The sequence below is a fragment of the Streptomyces sp. NPDC055955 genome (assembly GCF_042270245.1).
GTDB lineage: Bacteria > Actinomycetota > Actinomycetes > Streptomycetales > Streptomycetaceae > Streptomyces.
The window spans coordinates 234,765-255,088 of the sequence record NZ_JBHJYS010000012.1; the positions used below are offsets into that span (position 1 = coordinate 234,765).

19 protein-coding genes are annotated in these 20,324 nt (G+C 71.7%); 10 read left to right on the forward strand and 9 right to left on the reverse strand.

Annotated features, from left to right (window positions below; translation table 11 throughout):
* Positions 1-390 precede the first annotated feature (390 nt).
* Complete coding sequence (locus tag ACFC96_RS24835; protein ID WP_376257516.1) at positions 391-1,632, reverse strand: glycoside hydrolase family 18 protein; 1,242 nt, start codon at positions 1,630-1,632, stop codon at positions 391-393.
* Between the two features lie 466 nt (positions 1,633-2,098).
* Here ACFC96_RS24835 and ACFC96_RS24840 point away from each other — a divergent pair, with 466 nt between their 5' ends.
* Entirely contained in the window at positions 2,099-3,271 is a 1,173-nt protein-coding gene (locus ACFC96_RS24840) for an acyl-CoA dehydrogenase family protein (protein WP_340461048.1), read from the forward strand.
* Here ACFC96_RS24840 and ACFC96_RS24845 read toward each other — a convergent pair.
* Complete coding sequence (locus ACFC96_RS24845) at positions 3,234-3,494, reverse strand: hypothetical protein (RefSeq protein WP_340461047.1); 261 nt, start codon at positions 3,492-3,494, stop codon at positions 3,234-3,236. The two genes, ACFC96_RS24840 and ACFC96_RS24845, sit on opposite strands and share 38 nt — an antisense overlap.
* A 310-nt stretch (positions 3,495-3,804) precedes the next feature.
* Between ACFC96_RS24845 and ACFC96_RS24850 the strand changes: the two genes are divergently transcribed.
* Both ACFC96_RS24850 and ACFC96_RS24855 read left to right on the forward strand, forming a co-directional pair.
* Entirely contained in the window at positions 3,805-4,929 is a 1,125-nt protein-coding gene (locus tag ACFC96_RS24850; protein WP_376614134.1) for a hypothetical protein, read from the forward strand.
* A 12-nt stretch (positions 4,930-4,941) separates the two neighbouring features.
* A complete protein-coding gene (locus ACFC96_RS24855) occupies positions 4,942-6,036 on the forward strand; it encodes a phosphotransferase family protein (protein WP_376614136.1) in 1,095 nt (364 codons plus the stop codon).
* Positions 6,037-6,043: 7 nt separating this feature from the next.
* Here ACFC96_RS24855 and ACFC96_RS24860 read toward each other — a convergent pair whose 3' ends face one another.
* Positions 6,044-6,484, reverse strand: coding sequence for a hypothetical protein (locus tag ACFC96_RS24860; protein WP_376614138.1), 441 nt, complete (start codon positions 6,482-6,484; stop codon positions 6,044-6,046).
* A gap of 245 nt (positions 6,485-6,729) precedes the next feature.
* Here ACFC96_RS24860 and ACFC96_RS24865 point away from each other — a divergent pair, with 245 nt between their 5' ends.
* The 4 genes from ACFC96_RS24865 to fxsA all read left to right on the forward strand — a co-directional run bounded on the left by ACFC96_RS24865 (position 6,730) and on the right by fxsA (position 10,811).
* On the forward strand, positions 6,730-7,170 hold the full coding sequence (locus ACFC96_RS24865; RefSeq protein ID WP_100597468.1) for an Lrp/AsnC family transcriptional regulator: 441 nt from the start codon (positions 6,730-6,732) through the stop codon (positions 7,168-7,170).
* 69 nt (positions 7,171-7,239) lie between these two features.
* Positions 7,240-8,874: an amidohydrolase gene (locus tag ACFC96_RS24870; RefSeq protein WP_376614140.1), complete on the forward strand. Its 1,635-nt coding sequence runs from the start codon at positions 7,240-7,242 to the stop codon at positions 8,872-8,874.
* A gap of 518 nt (positions 8,875-9,392) precedes the next feature.
* Positions 9,393-10,160, forward strand: coding sequence for a polyprenol monophosphomannose synthase (locus ACFC96_RS24875; RefSeq protein WP_376257527.1), 768 nt, complete (start codon positions 9,393-9,395; stop codon positions 10,158-10,160).
* Between the two features lie 69 nt (positions 10,161-10,229).
* Complete coding sequence (fxsA, locus tag ACFC96_RS24880) at positions 10,230-10,811, forward strand: FxsA family membrane protein (protein WP_376614141.1); 582 nt, start codon at positions 10,230-10,232, stop codon at positions 10,809-10,811.
* A 156-nt stretch (positions 10,812-10,967) separates the two neighbouring features.
* Here the strand turns inward: fxsA and ACFC96_RS24885 are convergent, their stop codons facing one another.
* The 4 genes from ACFC96_RS24885 to ACFC96_RS24900 form a co-directional block, all read right to left on the reverse strand.
* Entirely contained in the window at positions 10,968-11,342 is a 375-nt protein-coding gene (locus ACFC96_RS24885) for an RNA polymerase-binding protein RbpA (protein ID WP_003977404.1), read from the reverse strand.
* 254 nt (positions 11,343-11,596) lie between these two features.
* Positions 11,597-12,958: an MFS transporter gene (locus tag ACFC96_RS24890; RefSeq protein ID WP_376614143.1), complete on the reverse strand. Its 1,362-nt coding sequence runs from the start codon at positions 12,956-12,958 to the stop codon at positions 11,597-11,599.
* 46 nt (positions 12,959-13,004) lie between these two features.
* The gene (locus tag ACFC96_RS24895; RefSeq protein WP_376257533.1) at positions 13,005-13,772 is read right to left on the reverse strand and encodes a glycerophosphodiester phosphodiesterase; all 768 of its coding nucleotides are present in this window, start codon (positions 13,770-13,772) and stop codon (positions 13,005-13,007) included.
* A complete protein-coding gene (locus tag ACFC96_RS24900; protein ID WP_376257535.1) occupies positions 13,769-14,437 on the reverse strand; it encodes a YitT family protein in 669 nt (222 codons plus the stop codon). The genes ACFC96_RS24895 and ACFC96_RS24900 overlap by 4 nt, the downstream gene beginning before the upstream one ends.
* A gap of 99 nt (positions 14,438-14,536) precedes the next feature.
* Between ACFC96_RS24900 and ACFC96_RS24905 the strand changes: the two genes are divergently transcribed.
* Positions 14,537-16,036 carry a PLP-dependent aminotransferase family protein gene (locus tag ACFC96_RS24905; protein ID WP_376614145.1) on the forward strand — a complete coding sequence of 500 codons (1,500 nt, stop codon included), beginning with the start codon at positions 14,537-14,539 and terminating at the stop codon, positions 16,034-16,036.
* Positions 16,037-16,055: 19 nt separating this feature from the next.
* Here the strand turns inward: ACFC96_RS24905 and ACFC96_RS24910 are convergent, their stop codons facing one another.
* Complete coding sequence (locus ACFC96_RS24910) at positions 16,056-17,678, reverse strand: hypothetical protein (protein ID WP_376614147.1); 1,623 nt, start codon at positions 17,676-17,678, stop codon at positions 16,056-16,058.
* Positions 17,679-17,714: 36 nt separating this feature from the next.
* Positions 17,715-17,909 carry a hypothetical protein gene (locus ACFC96_RS24915; protein ID WP_266668277.1) on the reverse strand — a complete coding sequence of 65 codons (195 nt, stop codon included), beginning with the start codon at positions 17,907-17,909 and terminating at the stop codon, positions 17,715-17,717.
* A gap of 282 nt (positions 17,910-18,191) precedes the next feature.
* On the opposite strand from ACFC96_RS24915, the gene ACFC96_RS24920 reads away from it, so the two are divergent.
* The gene (locus ACFC96_RS24920; protein ID WP_376257541.1) at positions 18,192-18,584 is read left to right on the forward strand and encodes an ankyrin repeat domain-containing protein; all 393 of its coding nucleotides are present in this window, start codon (positions 18,192-18,194) and stop codon (positions 18,582-18,584) included.
* A gap of 278 nt (positions 18,585-18,862) precedes the next feature.
* Positions 18,863-20,281 carry a HEAT repeat domain-containing protein gene (locus ACFC96_RS24925; protein WP_376614149.1) on the forward strand — a complete coding sequence of 473 codons (1,419 nt, stop codon included), beginning with the start codon at positions 18,863-18,865 and terminating at the stop codon, positions 20,279-20,281.
* Positions 20,282-20,324 lie beyond the last annotated feature (43 nt).

Genomic DNA, 20,324 nt, shown 5'->3' on the forward strand with positions numbered 1-20,324 from the left:
TCTTGGAGCCACCGCACGGGTGCCCTGTGTGGTGGTCCCGTACCTTCTTGCGCCCCGCCGATTCCTCCCGCATGGGTGTCCGGCCGCGTCCCGTCGCGCTGCCGACGATCCCGAGAAGCACGCCGACGAGGAACCCGCCGAGATGCGTCGCCGCGAACGCACGGGGCGGGCAGGATCAGGGCGTCGAGGCCGACGTGGTGGCGGGTGCGGGGCGAACTCCAGGTGCGTCTGCTCGGCGAGACCCTGCGAGTGATCGGGCAGTTCGCGCCCGGCTGCCCGGCTGCCCGGCTGCCCGGCTGCCCGGCTGCCCGGCGCCCGCGAAGCCCTGAAGCGACGCGAAGGGGCGGGGGACGCCGCGCATCCCCCGCCCCAAGTGCCGTACCCGACCGGCTAGTCGACCGCCTTGATCAGCTCGCCGTTCGTCGTGTCACCGCTGAGCTCCCAGAGGAAGGTGCCTCCGAGGCCCTGCTGGTTCTTGTAGTCCATCTTCCCGGCGATGGTGGCCGGGGTGTCGTAGCTCCACCAGTTGTTGCCGCAGTACGCGTAGGCGGTGCCGCCGACCGTTCCCGTCGCCGGGCACTTCGACTTGAGCTCCTTGTAGTCGTCGATGCCCTGCTCGTACTTGCCGGCCGCCGCGCCCGTGGCCGTGCCGCCGGGCGCCGACTGTGTGACGCCGGTCCAGCCTCGCCCGTAGAAGCCGATGCCGAGCAGCAGCTTCGACGCCGGGACGCCGAGGCCCTTGAGCTTGGTGATGGTGGCGTCGGTGTCGTAACCCGCCTTGGGGATGCCGCTGTACGAGGTCAGGGGCGAGTGCGGGGCGGTCGGCCCCTGCGCGTCCCAGGCCCCGAAGTAGTCGTACGTCATCGGGTTGTACCAGTCGACGTACTGGGCGGCACCGGCGTAGTCGGTGGCGTCGATCTTGCCGCCGTCGGAGGCGTCGGCCGGGATCGCGGACGTGATCAGGGCGCCGGAACCGAACTTCGAACGCAGCGCGCTCATCAGGTTCTTGTAGGCGTCGCGCCCGCTCGTGTCACAGGAAAGGCCGCAGGCGTTGGGGTACTCCCAGTCGATGTCGATGCCGTCGAAGACACCGGCCCACTTGGAGTTCTCGACCAGGTCGTAGCAGGACTGCGCGAACCCGGCCGGGTCCTTGGCGGCCTCGGTGAACCCGCCCGACCAGGTCCAACCGCCGAAGGACCAGAGGATCTTGAGGTTCGGGTGCAGCTTCTTCAGCTTGAGCAGCTGGTTGAAGTTGCCGCGCAGCGGCTGGTCCCAGGTGTCGGCGACGCCGTCCACCGCCTGGTCCGCGGTGTAGGCCTTGTCGGTGGCGGCGTACGAGTCGCCCATCGCGCACTTGCCGCCGGTGACGTTTCCGAAGGCGTAGTTGATGTGCGTGAGCTTGTCGGCAGAGCCGGACGTCTCGATGTTCTTGACGTGGTAGTTCCGGTCGTAGACGCCCCATTCGGTGAAGTAGCCGACGACCTTCGAACCGGCCGCGGCTTCTCGGGGGACGACGTCGTTCTGTGCCGCGGCGGTGCCCGCGGAGGCGAGCAGCCCGGCGCCGAGGACGGCGCAACACGCGGCGGACAGGAGCGCCCGGAAGGGGGCGCGTGGACGGTGCGGTCTGGGCATCGTGTCTCCTCGTGGGGGAGGGGAGCGTGGGGGGATTTGCTGTGCACCAAAAGGGCGTCGTCACGCGATCCGTGCCATGCATCTTTGGCATGAACGCGTTAAGACGTTGCAGGGAACCATAGGAGGACTAGACCAGTGGGGTCAATGGTGCGGACCAATGCGCCGGGGGCTCGGTGGCTTCCGGTTCCGGCGGGCCGTTGCGGCTTCGGACAGGCCTTCGGCGGCTTCCCCTGGGGCTCCGGGCCGCCCCCGGCCGCCGCTCCCCCGTCTTTTCGGTATCTTTGAAGTAAGCGGTCGTTAACTGGTGACGGGCCGCCGTCGAACAGGCATACTCAACGGGCCGCAGCCGCTGGTCAGCACCCGTCCGAGACCCGGAGGGGAGCCCTCGGCGGCGGCTCGATCACGGCGCCGCCGCACCACCCCGCGCGCGACCGCCGCAGCGCCCGACAGGGAGGAGAGCGTCGATATGCCCGACCGCGCCCCGCAGCCGGTGGACCGTCAACTGCCCACGGACGAGGCCCGGGATCTGTTCTCGCTCGTACGTGAGCTCGTGCAGCGCGAGATCGCCCCGAGCGCGGCCGAGGAGGAGGACGCCGGACGCTTCCCTCGCGAGACGTTCTCACTGCTCTCCGAGTCGGGTCTGCTCGGCCTCCCCTACGACTCCGACTTCGGCGGCGGCGACCAGCCGTACGAGGTCTACCTCCAGGTGCTGGAGGAACTCGCCGCCGCCCGGCTCACCGTCGGCCTCGGCGTCAGTGTCCACTCGCTGGCCTGCCACGCGCTGGCCAATTTCGGCACCAAGGAGCAGCGGGTCGAGCATCTGCCCGCCATGCTCGGCGGCGGCCTGCTCGGCGCGTACTGCCTGTCCGAGCCGTCCTCGGGATCGGACGCCGCGTCCCTGCGGACCAAGGCGGTCCGCGAAGGCGACGGCTGGGTGATCACCGGTACCAAGGCCTGGATCACGCACGGCGGAGTCGCCGACTTCTACACCGTTCTGGCGCGTACCGGCGGGGAGGGGGCGCGTGGCATCACCGCGTTCCTGGTCCCGGGGGACGCCGAGGGACTGAGCGCGGCGGCGCCCGAGAAGAAGATGGGGATGAAGGGCTCGCCCACGGCCCAGGTCCACTTCGACGGGGTGCGTGTGAGCGACGCGCGCCGCATCGGCGACGAGGGGCAGGGCTTCGCGATCGCGCTCTCCGCCCTCGATTCGGGGCGGCTCGGCATCGCGGCCTGCGCGATCGGGGTGGCCCAGGCGGCCCTCGACGAGGCCGTCTCGTACGCCACGGAGCGCCGGCAGTTCGGGCATCCCATCGCCGACTTCCAGGGCCTGCGCTTCATGCTTGCCGACATGGCCACGCAGATCGAGGCCGGCCGTGCGCTCTATCTGACGGCGGCGCGCCTGCGCGACGCGGGCCGGCCCTTCTCCAAGCAGGCGGCCATGGCCAAGCTGATGTGCACGGACACGGCGATGAAGGTCACGACGGACGCCGTCCAGGTGCTCGGGGGGTACGGCTACACGGCCGACTTCCCGGCCGAGCGCTACATGCGCGAGGCCAAGGTGCTCCAGATCGTGGAGGGCACCAATCAGATCCAGCGCATGGTCATCGCGCGGCACCTCGCCGGTCCTGAAAGCCGCTGAACTGGCCGGTTCTGACCGGGGACGCCACCAGCCGGGCCCACTCCGGATCGTGGCGCCCCGGCAGGGTCTTGCCGTGGTCGGCCCAGTGGCTGACCAGGGCGCGGTAGATCGGCGGGTCCTGGGGCGCGGGGCGCTCCGGGGGTGGCGGCTGAGGAACCGATTCTGCGGTGGTGGGGGCCAGGAGGCGCCGACGACGGCCGGCGGCGGTCTGCGTAAGGGTCATGCCCAGGCCAACGCGCCCGCGCCGCACAGGTCACCCTTCGCGGCATGGGGGCGTGCGTTCTAGGGTCTGTCTTTTCGCCTTCCCGTCGTCCGCCCCCGGGGCGGTCCGACGGTGAGGGCGGCGACTGGGGCCCCGTTCGGACCAGGCCGGACCACCGGCTTCGATCGCCCGGCCTGATCCGGCCGTCGCCGGGGCCGGGTCGGCGCACGCATCTGGCTCCGGCGGCTCAGCTGACGTACCGTCAACTCCGCCGCCGGGGGCCGCACCCCTCCGGGCGACGTCAACCGCCGTACGCCCAGGGAGGAAACGCGTGGCAGACGACCGCCCCGTCGCACTCGACGAATACCCGGTCCACCAGGTCCCGCTGTCCATGAAGCACGTCGCGACCGGTGACCGCAACGCCTACGACCGGTGCATCTTCCACCTCGTCGACCCCACCGGGGAGTTCCTGCTCATCCTCGGCCTCGGCGTCTACCCGAACCTCGGCGTCATCGACGCGTACGCGACCCTGCGCGTCGGCGACACCCTGCACGCGGTCCGCGCCTCCGACGCCCTGCGCGACGACAGCCGCATGGAACTCGCCGTCGGCCCGCTCCGGATCCAGGTGGAACGTCCCCTGAAGGACTTCGTCCTGACCTGCGAGGCCGACCCGGACAACCCCGACGGGCTCGCGTACGAGATCAACTGGTCGGCGGCCTTCCCGGCCCTCTGGGAGCCCCATCACACGCAGCGGCGCGGCGGCCGGCTCACCCTCGAGGGCAGGCGCTTCGTGCAGGCCGGGCGCTGTGACGGCCGGCTGCGCATCGGCGGGCGCGAGGTGTCCCTCGACGGCTGGACCGGCACCCGCGACCGCAGTTGGGGCGTGCGCCCGGTCCCCGGCGAGGAGGGCGGCCGGCTCGCCGAGGAGAACAGGACCGAGGGCTTCCACTGGATCTGGTCACCGGTCCGCTTCGACGACCGCTTCCTGATGGTGATCGTCCAGGAGGACGCCGACGGCTACCGCACCCTCAACGACGCCACCGTCGTCCGCGACGGCCACCCGGACCTCCAACTCGGCTGGCCCCAGGCCGACATCACCTACCGGGCCGGCACCCGCCATCCCGAGAGCGCCGTCGTGCACCTCATCGACCCGCTCTCCCGCAAGCCCCTGGAACTCGGCGTCGAGATCCTCGCCTCGTCCCCGCTCGCCGTCGGCGCCGGCTACCCGCCCGCGGACGACTGGCAGCACGGCACCTGGCGCGGCCACGACTGGACCGACCGTCGCAGCTACGACCTCTCCGACCCCGCCGCCCACCCGCTGGCCGCCTACGGCGTCATCGACCACGCGGCGCGCTTCACCCTGGACGGCCAGGTCGGCCACGGCATCTTCGAGCACGGCAGCTTCGGCAGGCACGACCCGAGCGGTTTCACCGGCTACGACTCCGTGGCGCCCTGAAAGGAGCCTGCGATGGCGACAGCACCCCGACCGCGCACCAGCACCCGTGACCCGGAGGAAGTGGCCCGGAAGCTCACCTCGTGGCTGGCCGTCCGTCTGCCGGGCGCCAAAGCCGTGAACGTGAGCGTCCCCGAGTCCAACGGCATGTCCAGCGAGACCCTGCTCTTCGACATCGAACACCCCGAACCCCCGCTCCGTGCGTGCGCGTTGAGGCTCGCCGCCGACCCGTCCGCGTACACGATCTTCCCCGACTACGACATGACGCGGCAGTACCGCACGATGCGGCTCGCCGCCGAGCGCACCGGGCTGCCGGTGCCGCGGGTTGCGTGGCTGGAGGAGGATCCGGGGCCGCTGGGCGCCCCGTTCTTCGTGATGGAGCGCGTCGAGGGCCGCGTGCCGCCGGACGTCATGCCCTACACCTACGAAGGGAACTGGCTGCACTCCGCGACGGACGCCGAACGCGCACGGCTCCAGGAAGCGACCGTGGGCCTCATCGCCCGCCTGCACGACGGAGTCCCCGCGTCCGAGGCCGAGTTCCTCGCCGCGCCCGGCCGGGGAAGCGCCCTGCGCCGCCACGTCGAGGCCCAACGTGCCTACTACGCCTGGGTGGTGGACGGACTGCCGTCCTCGCCGCTCATCGAGAGCGGCTTCGACCGGCTCGCCGAACTCTGGCCGGCCGACGAGGGCGAACCCGTCCTCAACTGGGGCGACGCCCGCATCGGGAACATCATCTACGACGGCTTCGAACCGGCCGCCGTGCTCGACTGGGAAATGGCGGCACTGGCCCCGCGCGAGGTCGACCTCGGCTGGACCGTGTACCTGCACCGCTTCTTCCAGGACCTGACCGAGAGTTTCGGCCAGGCCGGCCTGCCCGGCTTCCTGCGCCGCGCGGACATCGAGCGGCGCTACGCCCGACTCACCGGCCACACACCGCGCGACATGGACTTTTACACCCTGTACGCCGCCCTGCGCCACGCCATCGTGATGCTGCGCGTCGCCTACCGGCAGGTGTATTTCAAAGAGGTGGCCGTGCCGGACGATCCGGACACACTGATCCTGCACCATGCCAGTCTGCGGGCCATGGTGCAGGGCAGTTACTGGACTTGAGGCGTCGTCAGGCGGCCGTGCGGCGCATCTGCTCGGGGATGCGCAGCGGGCGCGAACCCGGGCCGGCCACGTGCGAGAAGGGCTGCATCCGCCAGTCGAGACCCTGAGGGAGCGTCAACAAAAGCGCGGCGTCCTGCTCCTGGGCCATTGCCGAGTCGTCGGCGGGCCGGGCGTCGGCCGCCGCGCGGCCCGTACCGGCGCAGACCGTGAGACCGAACGGGTTCCACGGCGAGGCGCACAGCGCGTGCTCGGGCAGCACGTCCTCGTCGGCGAGCAGCGCGATCGGCTGCGCGCAGTCCGGGCAGAACACCCGGTACATCTCGAAGGTGTCGTACGCGTCGAACGCGTCAGTTCCGGTGTCCTCCGGTTCGACACCCTCCGGCTCGGACTCGATCACCGGCTGCTGCCGGCTGCGGGCAGGACGACCGGGACGCTTCACATTCTGCATGGGACTCTCCCCCTCGGGTGGGCCGACAAGGCGCTGCGGCCTCGACCACAGCAAGCACTTCCCGTCCCGTCGTGGGGGTAATCGTGGCACGCGCCTGGACACGGTTCGACAGGTGTGGTCTTCGTCACATGGTGATTGCGGATGCCCGGCCGCAGGTAGGCGTATCCGCCCTCATGGTCCGCTCGGGTATCCGCAGGGATCATTCGGGTATCCGCGGGGATCAAGGGCACTGTAGGTTCTGCGCCATGGAGGAGCTCGACCGACAGATCGTGCAGCTGCTCGTCAAGGACGGGCGGATGAGCTACACCGACCTGGGCAAGGCCACGGGCCTGTCCACGTCCGCGGTGCACCAGCGCGTGCGCCGCCTCGAACAGCGTGGGGTCATCCGCGGCTATGCCGCAGTGGTCGACCCCGAGGCGGTCGGCCTGTCGCTCACCGCCTTCATCTCGGTGAAACCGTTCGACCCCAGCGCCCCCGACGACATCGCGGAACGTCTGGCCGGCGTGCCCGAGATCGAGGCCTGCCACAGCGTCGCCGGCGACGAGAACTACATCCTCAAGGTCCGCGTCGAGACCCCGCACGACCTGGAGAACCTGCTCGCGCGGGTGCGCTCCCTGGCCGGCGTCTCCACCCGTACGACCGTGGTCCTCTCCACCCCGTACGAGGCACGGCCGCCCCGCGTCTGACCGGCCCGGGTCCGACCGCTGCGGGCCCCCGGGTGCGGCCCGGTGGCACAAACGCGGGAAACTGTCCCCATGAGTACGACCCCCACGCCCGCACCGGCAGAGTCCCGCACCGTCCTTCTGCGCGGTGGCGACGTCCACAGCCCCGCCGACCCCTTCGCCACGGCCATGGTCGTCGAGCGGGGACACGTCGCCTGGGTCGGCTCCGAAGGCGCGGCCGACGCGTTCGCCGAGGGGGTCGACGAGGTCGTCGACCTCGAAGGCGCGCTCGTCACTCCCGCGTTCACCGACGCCCACGTCCACACCACGTCGACGGGGCTCGCCCTGACCGGCCTCGACCTCTCCGCGGCCCGCGACCGGGGCGAGGCGCTCGCCCTCGTCCGCGCCCACGCGGCCGCCCGCCCCACGGACCGGATCCTCCTCGGCCACGGCTGGGACGCCGCCCGCTGGCCCGACGGCGAGCCCCTCACCCGCGCCGAGCTCGACGAGGCGGCCGGCGGCCGCCCGCTCTACCTCTCCCGTATCGACGTCCACTCGGCCGCCGTCACCACGGCCCTGCTCGATCTCGTCCCCGGCATCGCGGACCGCCCCGGGTTCACCCCCGACGGGCCGCTGACCCGTGACGCCCACCACGCCGTGCGCGCCGCCGCCCACGCCGCCGTCACCCCGCAGCAGCGCACGGAGGCCCAGCGCGCGGCGCTGCGGCACGCGGCCTCCCTGGGGATCGGCTCCGTGCACGAGTGCGGCGGCCCCGAGATCTCCTCCGAGGACGACTTCACGGGCCTGCTGCGCCTGGCCGCCGAGGAACCCGGCCCCCGGGTCGTCGGCTACTGGGCCGACCTGGACATCGAGCGCGCCCGCGCGCTGGGCGCCGTCGGCGCCGCCGGTGACCTCTTCGTGGACGGCGCCCTCGGCTCCCACACGGCCTGCCTGCACGAGCCGTACGCAGACGCGTCCGCCGGGCACACCGGCACCTCCTACCTGGACGCCCACGCCGTCGCCGCCCACGTCGTCGCCTGCACCGAGGCGGGACTCCAGGCGGGATTCCACGCCATCGGGGACGCCGCGGTGACCGCCGTGGTGGACGGCGTGCGCGCCGCCGCCGAGAAGGTGGGCCTCGCCCGGGTCAGGGCCGCACGGCATCGCGTCGAGCACGCGGAGATGCTGTCCCCGGAGACCATCGCCTCCTTCGCCGAGTTCGGCCTCACCGCGTCCGTACAGCCCGCCTTCGACGCCCTGTGGGGCGGGGAGGACGGCATGTACGCCGATCGTCTCGGCGTGGAACGGGCCCGCGCCCTCAACCCGTTCGCCGCCCTCCTGCGGGCCGGGGTCCCGCTGGCCTTCGGCTCCGACAGCCCGGTCACCCCGCTCGACCCGTGGGGCACGCTCCGCGCCGCGGCCTTCCACCGCACGCCCGAGCACCGGGTGTCCGTACGGGCCGCGTTCGCCGCGCACACCCGCGGCGGCTGGCGCGCCGTCGGCCGGGACGACGCGGGCATCCTGGTGCCGGGCGCCCCGGCGGACTACGCCGTGTGGCGCACCGAGGAGCTCGTCGTCCAGGCGCCGGACGACCGCGTCGCGCGCTGGTCGACCGACCCGCGCTCGGGGACGCCCGGTCTCCCGGATCTCACGCCGGGGGCCCAACTGCCGCTCTGCCTGCGCACGGTGGTCGGCGGGCGGACCGTGTACGTAGGGCCGGACGAGTGATGTCGGCGGACGCAGTACCGCCGATCGCGCTCGGCCGCACGTTCGCGCGACCTGCGGATCCTCGGCACTGACCAGGCGGTTTCCCCAATAACCGCAGCTCAAACGGGTGTTGACAGCTGGGCGCGGTCGACGGGTAGGTTCTGCCGGGTCCACCACTGGACGTCCGACCGGGGAACCTCCGCGCAGTCGATGAACGCCGCTGGGTCATGGGGCGGTGTGCCGCACCGGCGCACCGCCACTGGGAGCCAGGCCCAGCACCCGCGCCATGGGGCGCTGGAACGTTCCGGCCGGATGACGGTCCTTCCCTGCTCCGCGGGAGCACGGGGGACGGTGCGACCCGGGTGGGGCCCGGAAGCTCAGTAGACAACGGCTCTCGGTAGACCCGCAGCCAGCGGGTCCCAGGTCGGCCCGAAGGGCGCCGGGCCCCGATCCCGCAGCTTCGTGCAGGGCGCCTTACCTGCACCGACAAGCGGCCTCGCTATGGTGGTCCCCTCGTACAGGAGTCTTAAGGGGAAGCTGTGAACGACGGCGGTGGGCGGCAGTTCGGTCCTCTCGGTACGGCGCTGGTGATCATCCCGACCTACAACGAGGCGGAGAACATCAAGTCGATCGTCGGCCGGGTGCGCGCGTCCGTGCCCGAGGCGCATGTCCTCGTCGCCGACGACAACAGCCCCGACGGCACGGGAAAGCTCGCCGACGAGCTCGCCTCGGCCGACGACCAGGTCCAGGTCCTGCACCGACAGGGCAAGGAAGGGCTCGGCGCGGCCTATCTCGCGGGGTTCCGCTGGGGCTTGGAGCGCGGCTACGGCGTCCTGGTGGAGATGGACGCCGACGGCTCGCATCAGCCCGAGGAGCTGCCCCGGCTGCTGACCGCGCTGAAGGGCTCCGACCTCGTGCTCGGCTCGCGCTGGGTGCCGGGCGGACGGGTCGTCAACTGGCCGAAGTCACGCGAGTTCCTCTCCCGCGGCGGCAGCACGTACTCGCGGCTCCTGCTCGACGTGCCGATCCGGGACGTCACCGGCGGCTTCCGCGCCTTCCGCCGCGAGACCCTCGAAGGCCTCGGGCTCGGCGAGGTCTCCTCCCAGGGCTACTGCTTCCAGGTCGACCTCGCGCGACGTGCGGTCAGGGCCGGCTATCACGTCGTCGAAGTGCCCATCACCTTCGTCGAGCGCGAGCTCGGCGACTCCAAGATGAGCCGTGACATCGTCGTCGAGGCACTGTGGCGGGTCACCGCATGGGGCGTGGGGGAGCGCATGGGGCGTGTGATCGGCCGCAAACAGCCCTGAGCCCGGGCCTTTGTCGATCTTGATCTCCCCCTTACGCCACTCGCGCCGGGGCCCAGGCACACTGGGGGCATGACCACAGGCACTCCGCCCCCTTCGCGCCCCACCGCGCCCCGGCGCTCCCGGGTCCGCACGTTCCTGCCGCTCGGCATCGCCGCATGGCTGGTCCTGGAGATCTGGCTGCTGACCGTGGTGGCCGCCGCGGCCGGCGGGTTCACCGTCTTCTTGCTGCTGCTCGCCGGGATCGTGGTCGGTGCCGTCGTCATCAAGCGCGCCGGGCGCCGGGCCTTCAGGAATCTGAGCGAGACCCTGCAACAGCAGCAGAGCGGCGCGGTACCGGCAGGCGAGCAGCGCTCCGGGGGCAACGGTCTGTTGATGCTGGCGGGCCTGCTCCTGATGATCCCCGGCCTCGTCTCCGACGCCCTGGGTCTTCTCCTGCTCGTCCCGCCCGTGCGCACGGCGCTGAGCCGCTACACGGAGCGGACCGTCGAGCGGAAGATGCGGTCGGCCGCCCCCGGGACCCTCGGCGACGCCTTTCAGCAGGCCCGGATGCACCGGCCCGAGGGCACGGTCATCCAGGGCGAGGTGATCAAGGACGGTGGGCGGCCCGCAGAGCGCCCCGAAGCGGGTCCGCGCCCCCCGATCGCTCCCTGAGCCCGGGCGGGGCTCAGAAGCTGCCTGAGCCCCGCCCGGCGCCGGACGTGAAGGCGAAGGCCGGTACAGGAGGCGCGAAAAGCCGTGGGCCGGACACACGTGACGTGTGTCCGGCCCACGGCTTTGTTCAGTCGCGCTCCGGCTGCTCCCGAGGGATCAGGCGGACTTGCGGCTGTCGCGCGGATGCACCGCGATGTTCATGGCGCCCGATCGGAGAACGGCGAGCCGCTCCTCGAGGACCTCTTCGAGCTCCTCGCGGGTACGCCGCTCCATCAGCATGTCCCAATGCGTACGCGCCGGCTTGGCCTTCTTCTCCTCAGGGCCGTCGCCGTCCACGAGAAGTGCCTGGGCCCCGCAGACCTTGCACTCCCACTCCGGCGGAATTTCCGCCTCCACCGAGAAGGGCATCTCAAAGCGATGTCCCTTCTCGCATGCGTACTCCACGGCCTGGCGCGGGGCCAGGTCGATGCCGCGGTCCGTCTCGTAGCTTGTCACCACGAGGCGCGTGCCGCGAAGAGCTCGCTCACTCATGAATCGTGCCTCCCGGGCTTGTCGCCCACAGGACAGGTGTCGCTGTCGTCGTCATCCGGTCAACGTCCGGTCGGCGGTAAAGATTCCCGTTCCGGGTCATGCGTCGCCGTCGTAGCCGCCCCTTGTTGTACCCACCGGCGCCCGGTTTGTCACATCTGCCAGCAGATGTCACCCAGCAGTTTGCGATATTGACGTGCAGTAACGGTACGCCTGGCAGGCCAAACGCGTACACTACCGGCCTTTGGCCCCAGGCGCTAAATCCGGGTGGGTACGGGATTTCCCGCGTCGCGCACCGCCCGCCTCACCGGAACCCGGGCCAGCAGCACAAAGCCGATCACGAAGAACGCCACCAGGGACACGATGGCGTCCCTGTAGCTGCCGGTCAGCTGGTACGCGAGACCGAAGACGAGCGGTCCGAGCCAGCTCATACCCCGGTCGCTCATCTCGTATGCGGAGTAGTACTCGGCCTCCTTGCCGGCCGGCACCAGATGCGAGAAAAGGGAACGGGACAGTGCCTGTGTGCCGCCAAGTACGAGCCCGATCCCGGCCGCCAGCGCGAAGAACCACACCGGGGCCCCCGACGGCAGGAAGTAACCCGCCCCGATCGTGACCGTCCAGGCGATCAGCGAGCCGAGGATCGTGTTCTTCGCGCCGTACGCACGGGCGAGGCGGCCCATCGCGAGCGCCCCCGCCACGGCGAGGACCTGGACCAGCAGTACCGCCACGATCAGCGTCGACTGGTCGAGGCCGAGCTCCTCCGAGCCGTACACGGATGCCTGCGAGATCACCGTCTGGATGCCGTCGTTGTAGACCAGATAGGCGAGCAGGAACGAGAGCGTCAGCGGGCGGCGGCGCATGTCGCGCACGGTCGACGCCAGTTGGCGCCAGCCGGGCACGGCGGCTGTCTCGCCGCCGGCGGGCGCCGTGCGCCGGTCTCGCAGGCGCCGTAGCGGTACGAGCGTGAACGCGCCCCACCACACGCCCGCGGAGGCCAGGCAGATCCGTACCGCCGCCGACTCGGAGACACCGAAGGAGTCGTGGCCGGAGTACAGGACGAGGTTCGCCACGAGGACGAGCGCCCCGGACGCGTAGCCGAACGCCCAGCCGCGCGAGGAGACCGCGTCGCGTTCCTCGGGGGTCGCGATCTGGGGCAGATACGAGTTGTAGAGGACCATCGACACCGCGAGCGAGGCATTGGCCACGACGAGCAGGAACCCGCCCAGCAGATAGCGGTCCCCGTCCAGGAAGAACATGCCGGCCGTCGCCGCGGCCCCCAGATACGCCGAGACCGCGAGCAGCGGCTTCTTGCGGCCCGTACGGTCGGCGGCCGCGCCCGCGAGCGGCATCACCAGGATCGAGATGATCACCGAGGCGGAGACGGCGTACGCGAAGAACGCGCCGGCCCGGACCGGTATCCCCAGCGGGTGCACGAAGCCGTCCGTGTCCGCCGCCGACTTGGCGACCGCCGTCAGATACGGCCCGAGGAACACCGTGAGGACGCTCGTCGAATAGACCGAGCACGCCCAGTCGTAGAAGTACCAGCCGCGCTGCTCCCGGCGCCGCTGCGCCGCCTCGTCGTCGTCCGCCGGCTCCGCCCGCACCGTGTCGCTGCCCACCCGCGCCCCCTCGCTGTCCCCGTGTCCGGACGCGTCCGGCGTGCGGTCAGGTCCAGGCTCCCCGGTCCGTGAGCACGTCACGCAGCGTCTCGATGTGATCGGTCATGATGCCATCCACGCCGAGGTCGAGGAGTTCACCCATCTGTGTCCGGTCGTTGACCGTCCACACGTGGACCTGGAGCCCGCGCGCGTGGGCCGCGCGGACGAAGCGCCGGTCGACGATGCGTATCCCCGACTGGGCCACGGGTACCTGGGCGCACACCGCCGAGGGGCGCAGCGCCGCGGGCAGCCCGAGCGACCGCAGCCGCAGGCCGAGCACGCCACGCGTGCCGTACGACGTGGCGAGGCGGGGGCCCGCGAGGGACTGGGCCCGGGCGACCCTGGCCTCCGAGAACGAGCCGACGCAGACCCGGTCCCACGCGTCCAGACGGCCGATCAGGGCCAGCAGCGGAAGCAGTGCGGGCTCGGCCTTGACGTCGACGTTCCAGCGCACGTCGGGGAAGGTCTCCAGGAGTTCCTCGAAGAGCGGCACCGGTTCGCGGCCCGCCACGCGCGCGTGGCGCACGTCGCTCCATGGGAGGTCCGCTATCCTGCCCGCCGCGTCGGTGACCCGGTCGAGCGTCGCGTCGTGGAAGGCCACGAGCGTGCCGTCGGACGTGGTGTGCACATCGGTCTCGATGTAGCGGTAGCCGAGGTCCACGGAGCGCCGGAACGCCGCCATCGTGTTCTCCAGACCGTCGGCTGTCCCGCCGCGATGGGCGAAGGCCAGCGGTCCGGAGCAGTCGAGATACGGATGGCGTACGTGCGTGGTCATCGCGGAAGTATCGCCCCTTCGGGTGACGCGCCGGCAACCGAGGTGGGTGCCTCGGGAGGCGCTGGGGCGGCGAAGACCTTCAGGAACACCTGGGCCAGCGGGCCGATCGCCACGGCGTACAGGACGGTGCCGACGCCGATGGTGCCGCCGAGGACGAAGCCCGTCACGACCACGGCGATCTCGATGGTCGTGCGCACCAGCCGGACCGAGCGGCCGGTGCGCCGGTGCAGCCCCGTCATCAGGCCGTCGCGCGGGCCGGGCCCGAAGGAGGCGGCGATGTAGAGGCCCGTCGCCATGCCGTTCAGGACGATCGCCGCCACCATCAGCGGGATCCGGACACCGAGAGCGTGCACATCGGGGACGACGGCCAGCGCGCCGTCCATCGCGATGCCGACCACGAAGACGTTCGAGACGGTGCCGAGGCCGGGGCGCTGCCTGATCGGGATCCACAGGAGCAGCACCAGCGCGCCCACGATGATCGACACGACGCCGATGGAGAGCCCCGTGAGTTCGGCGAGCCCCTGGTGGAGCACGTTCCACGGCTCCAGGCCGAGCCCCGCCTCCACGAGGAGGCCGGAACTCACGCCGTACAGCGCCAGGCCGACATAGAGCTGGAGAAGGCGCCGGGTGAGACCCGGGCCGGGTGGCGTGGACGACGCGGACAAGTGGAGCCCCCTGTGGTGGTAGTGGCCTGTCGCATGACACTCTGTGGCTTGAGAACGTAGGCCAACCATGGCCAATTCGGGGAAGGTGGACTGGACTCCATGGCTCAGTGGACTTCGGCGGTCGGCGCGACTCAGCTGGCCCGGCTGCTCACCTCCCAGCAGACGCGCCCTCCGGGCTCCGGGAGCCGCCGTCCCCCCGCCTACCGCGCCCTCGCCGACGGCATCCGCCTCCTCGTCCTCGAAGGGCGCGTGCCTGTCGCGGCGCGCCTGCCCGCCGAACGCGAGCTCGCCGTCTCCCTGGCCGTCAGCCGCACGACCGTCGCCGCCGCCTACGAGGCGCTGCGCGGCGAGGGGTTCCTCGAATCACGCAGGGGAGCGGGCAGCTGGACGGCCGTGCCCGCCGGGAACCCGCTGCCCGCGCGCGGCCTCGAGCCCCTGCCGCCCGAGGCCCTCGGCTCGATGATCGACCTCGGCACCGCGGCCCTGCCCGCCCCCGAGCCCTGGCTGACCCGCGCCGTCCAGGGCGCGCTCGGCGAACTCCCGCCCTACGCGCACACTCACGGCGACTACCCGGCGGGCCTGCCCGCGCTGCGCGAGATGCTGGCCGAGCGCTACACCGCCCGCGGGATTCCGACCATGCCCGAGCAGATCATGGTGACCACCGGCGCGATGGGCGCGATCGACGCGATCTGTCATCTGTTCGCGGGCCGCGGCGAGCGCATCGCCGTCGAGTCGCCCTCGTACGCCAACATCCTCCAGCTCATGCGCGAGGCGGGTGCCCGGCTCGTCCCGGTCGCCATGGCCGAGGGGCTCGCGGGATGGGACCTCGACCGCTGGCGGCAGGTCCTGCGCGACGCGGCGCCCCGCCTGGCCTACGTCGTCGCCGACTTCCACAACCCCACCGGGGCGCTCGCCGACGAGGACCAGCGCAGGCAGCTCGTCGAGGCGGCGCGCTCGGCCGGCACGGTGCTCGTCGTCGACGAGACCATGACCGAGCTCCACTTCGACTCCGACCTGGACATGCCCCGCCGCGTCTGCGCCTTCGACCCGGCGGGCTCCACCGTCATCACGGTCGGCTCGGCGAGCAAGGCGTTCTGGGCGGGCATGCGCATCGGCTGGGTGCGGGCGGCGCCCGATGTGATCCGCAGCCTCGTGGCCGCGCGCGCCTACGCCGACCTCGGCACGCCCGTCCTGGAGCAGCTGGCCGTGAACTGGCTGCTCAGCACGGGAGGTTGGGAGGAGGCCGTGGAAGTGCGCCGCAGCCAGGCGAGGGACAACAGTGCCGCGCTGGTCGCCGCGCTGCGCCGCGAGGTGCCCGACTGGGAGTTCGACGTGCCGGTCGGCGGGCTGACGCTGTGGGTGCGCGCCGGAGGTCTGTCGGGGTCCCGGCTCGCCGAGGTCGGCGAACGCGTCGGCGTACGGGTGCCCTCGGGGCCTCGCTTCGGGGTGGACGGAGCCTTCGAGGGGTACGTGCGGCTGCCGTTCACCGTTTCCGGGGCGGTCGCCGACGAGGCGGCGGTGCGGCTCGCGGCGGCGGCGCGGCTCGTGCGGGAAGGCGGAGCGTCCGGGGCTGAGCCGCCGCGGACGCTCATCGCATAGGACCGGTGGGGCCCGGCCGTCACCCCTCGGCGGCGACCGTCCGCACCGAACCCACCGCTTCCACCGCTTCCACGGCTTCGACCGGCTCGGCGGCTTCGACGACGGGTTCGGCCTCCGGGCCGGCGTCGTCCGGCGTCGTCCGCTGCGGGAGGAGCGCGAGCACCGCCTGCCGGTCCGCGTCACTCGTCGCGTCGTCGTACGGATCGGGGGTGGCCGGCACCTGGAGGCGGTGGACGGCCCCCGCGCCGAGGCGCGCGTAGCCCCGTCCCGCCGGGACGTCCGGGGTGGGCGTCGTGTGGGGCGCCACCCCGAGGACGTCCTCGATCTGGTCGTACGTGGCCGGGCCGAGCACCACGCGCGCGCGTGTGTGCTGGCAGACGGTGTCGGTCAGGGAGTCGAGGCTGTCGAACTGGTCGGCCACGACGACCGTGACATTGGCCGCGCGCCCGTGCCGCAGAGGGACCTGGAGCAGGGTCTGCGGGTCCTTGCGTCCGTCGGCCGCGGCCAGATGACCGAGGACGCTGGGCCGGTCGAACAGGATCCACAGGGGGCGCCGGGTGTCGTCGGGCGCGGGATGGCCGGCCTGGCGCGCCCGGTTCGCGGAGATCAGGCGCCGCTCCGTCTCGTGGGCCGCCCATTCCAGGCTCGCCAGCGCGCCGGCGAGCCCGCACTCGACGGCCAGGACACCGCTGCGTCCGGTCAGGCACGCGTAGTCGCCCGTTCCGTTGCCCTCCACGATGAGGACGTCACCGTGCTGGAGGGCCTGGAGTGCGATCGAGCGCAGGAGAGAGGTGGTCCCGCTGCCGGGGTGGCCGACGGCGAGGAGGTGGGGCTCGGTGGAGCGCATGCCCGTGCGCCAGACGACGGGCGGCACATCGCGCCGCTCGTCGCCGTCACCGAGGGGGAGGGTCCGCTGGGTGCCGCTCTCGTCGGTGAAGCCGAGGACCGTCTCGCCCGGTGCCGTGACGAAGCGCTGGGCTGCGATGTCGGTGGGCAGCGGGGGCATGACGGTGACCGCCAGCCGGTTGCCCTCCTCGTCCCACTCGAAGTGGTACTCGCGGCCCCGGCCCGACTTGGCGTGCAGGAGCTGCTCGATGCGGGCGCGGGAGTCGGCCTCGCCGTCCGTGAAGTACGCCGGGTAGCGCACCACGATGCGTGAGACGCGCCCGTCGTCGTCGAAGTCGTACGACTCGAAGGCCTTCTCCCACTCGCCGCCGTGGGCGAACAGTGGGTTCGGGTCCTCGGGGACGGAGAAGTACGGGACGAGCGCCTCGTAGAGCGCGGTGAGCCGCTCGACCTGGGACTTGTCGGGGCCGGTCGGCGCCGGTGGGGTGTGGTCCCGGCCCTTCCACGCGGCCGCTGCCATCAGGGTGATGACGGCCAGCAGCGGCCCGTACGGAATCAGCACCACGACCAGGAACAGGGCTGCCACCAGGAACAACAGCGGTCCGCGCCGGTCCTTCGGGGTGTCGGCCCACTTGTGCCGCCCGGCGGATGCCAGGCGGCCCAGGCCCTTGCTGATCGTGATCAGGGGATGGAGTACGTCCGTGGCCCCGTCGGCTGCCGTCCGTGCCAGTTCCCGGCTCCGGGCGATGGATGCGCTGCCGTTGCTCAGAATGCGGGGGAGGGGGCGCCGAGCCACGTCTGTCTCCTGATGGTGCGTGCGAGGGGGAGGGGGTCAGAACTTGATCCCGCCGAGCAGGCCGGCCAGGCTCGCGCCGCCGGCCTTGATGCTCGGGGCGATGGCTGTGCCCGCGAGGTAGAAGCCGAAGAGGGCGCAGGTCAGGCCGTGCGACGGCTTGAGTCCGTCTTTGCGGAAGAAGAGGAAGGCGATGATTCCGAGCAGCACCACGCCTGAGATGGACAGGATCATGTGAGTTCTCCTGGTCGATGGGGACAGTCACCATGAGTTCTTCCAGGCTCACAGCATGTATCCATACGATAAAAGGTGCAAATGGGTGGAATTTTCTTGATTTCACCCGTTCGGCAGACGCCCGGTAAGCCTCCTGAGCGTGTGCCGTACCGCCGTCAGGGCTCTTCGTGATCTTTGCCTCGGCCGACGCTGCTCATGTGCCGAACCGGGCAGTACTCTGTCGATTCACTCGTACGGCCGCACGGTCGTAGCACTCCGTACACGCAAAGGCGGTCTGTTCCGATGAGCGAAGTCCCCGACCCCGAGGTCGTGGAACTGGCGACCAAGATCTTCGATCTTGCGCGCCGGGGCGAGAGCGAACAGCTCGCCTCCTATGTCGACGCGGGCGTATCGGCGAACCTCACGAACGACCGTGGCGACTCCCTCGTGATGCTCGCCGCCTATCACGGGCACGCCGAGGCGGTCCGCGCGCTCCTCGCGCGCGGCGCCGACGCCGACCGCGCCAACGACCGGGGCCAGACCCCGCTCGCGGGCGCCGTCTTCAAGGGCGAGGACGAAGTGATCCGGGCACTGCTGGACGGCGGCGCCGACCCGGCGGCGGGGACCCCGTCGGCCGTCGACACCGCCCGGATGTTCGGCAAGGCGGAGCTTGTGGAGCTCTTCGGCATTTCCTGAGACACCGGCTTTGACCAGCCAGAACGGGGGAGCAGGAAATGTGGTCGCGGCGGGAAGAACCGCTGGGTCATCATGACGACGTGATTTACGGACGCGACGGCGGGGCAGATGGTGCCACACCGCGCGGGCCGTGAACGGTCCGATTCGGGCCACAGACGAGAGGCAGAGGAAGATGGTCTACAGCAAGCAAGAGACGGCGGGCGCCCCGCAGTGTTGTCGCGCGGCCAGGTAGTGCGGTTCCCCCGGTTGCGTCGACGCTTGATGTGAGGCTGTTTCCCATGTTCGATCCGGTCATAGCGCCCAGCGGTACGCTGCTCGGCCTGCTGCAGCGGGGCCGCGGCGACGGCACGCTGCACGCGCTGACGGCGCCGCGCGCCGAAGCGCTCGCGGCTCTCAATCACTGTGTGCTGAGCGACCCCCGCCACGACTGGCAGGTGGAGAACCGCTCGCTCTACTACGCCCGTCTCTACCTCGACCTCCACGGCGAGCTCGGGGAGATCGAGCGGCACCTCTTCGACCCCGAAGACGTCCTCGACACGGACGAGTCACGCACGGGCCTCGCGCTCGCGGTCCTCGGCCACCTCGCCTCGTACGGCAGGCGCGACGCCCTGGAGCTGCTGCGCCGCTACGCCGCCTTCGGGTCCAGCTGGGCCTGGGCGCTCGACGAGCTGGCCCTGCGCGACGACGACGCGGGGCTGCGCATGCTCGCCGCCCCCGTCCTCGACAGATTCCCCGAGGACGCCGACGGCGACGCCGAACTCGCCGCCGCCGTGCGCGACGCCTACGAACCGCGCCCGTGGCGGCTGTGGGCCGAGGATCCCAGGGAAGCCATCGGCGCCCGCGTGCGCGCCGCCCAGGAACGCGGCTCCTTCGACCAGTGGCAGCGCCAGATGCGCCCCTCCGGGCCACGCCCCGGGTGGAGCGTGCGGGCCGTCTTCGACTGGGCCCAGGAAGGCCTCGAACGAGGAGCCGTCCTGTACGTGCCCGCCGCGCGCTGCCTGACCGCCGTCGCCGGACCCGGCGACAGGGCCGAGATCGTCCAGGCCGCGCTCACCGGGCACGACGGCGCCCGCAGCACGGCACTGCGCTATCTCGCCGACGCCCATGATCCAGACGTACTCGATCTGATCGAGGCCGCCGTGGAGAGTCCCTCGCACGCCGTCGTGGACGCCGCCCTCGACGCCTTCGAACGTATGCGGACGGTCGCCTCATTGGAGCGCGCCCGCCGCTGGGCCCCCAGGCCCGACGCCCTCGGCGCCGCCGCGGGACGCATGCTCGCCTGCCGCGGCGGCGCCCAGGACACCGAACTGGTCCTGGCCGCGCTGCGCGAGGCGGTGCGCGGCGAAGGCGCCGACGCGCCGACACTGTGGCCCCTGGTCGACGGGGCCGGACGCCTCGGCATCGCCTGCGCCGCCCCCGTCCTGCGCCATGTGTACCGCGAGACCGCCTCGTCCCACCTGCGCGGCCACGCCGCCAAGGCCCTGGCCGCCACCGACCCTTCCTTCGCCGCCGGATTCGCCGTCGAATGCCTGTGGGACTGTGAGGAGTCGACCCGCGAGGTCGCCGCACGCCACGCGGAGACGGGCGACGCGCGCGTCGTGGACCAGCTCCGCAGACTCGCCGCCGACCCGGCCGAGGAGGCCGAGGTGCAGACGGCGGTGCGCAGCAGAATAGGACCGGACGCGACGGCTTTGTGACCGGCGGCTTTCCGGGAGGCAACGCGTGAAGGACGCTGCCTCC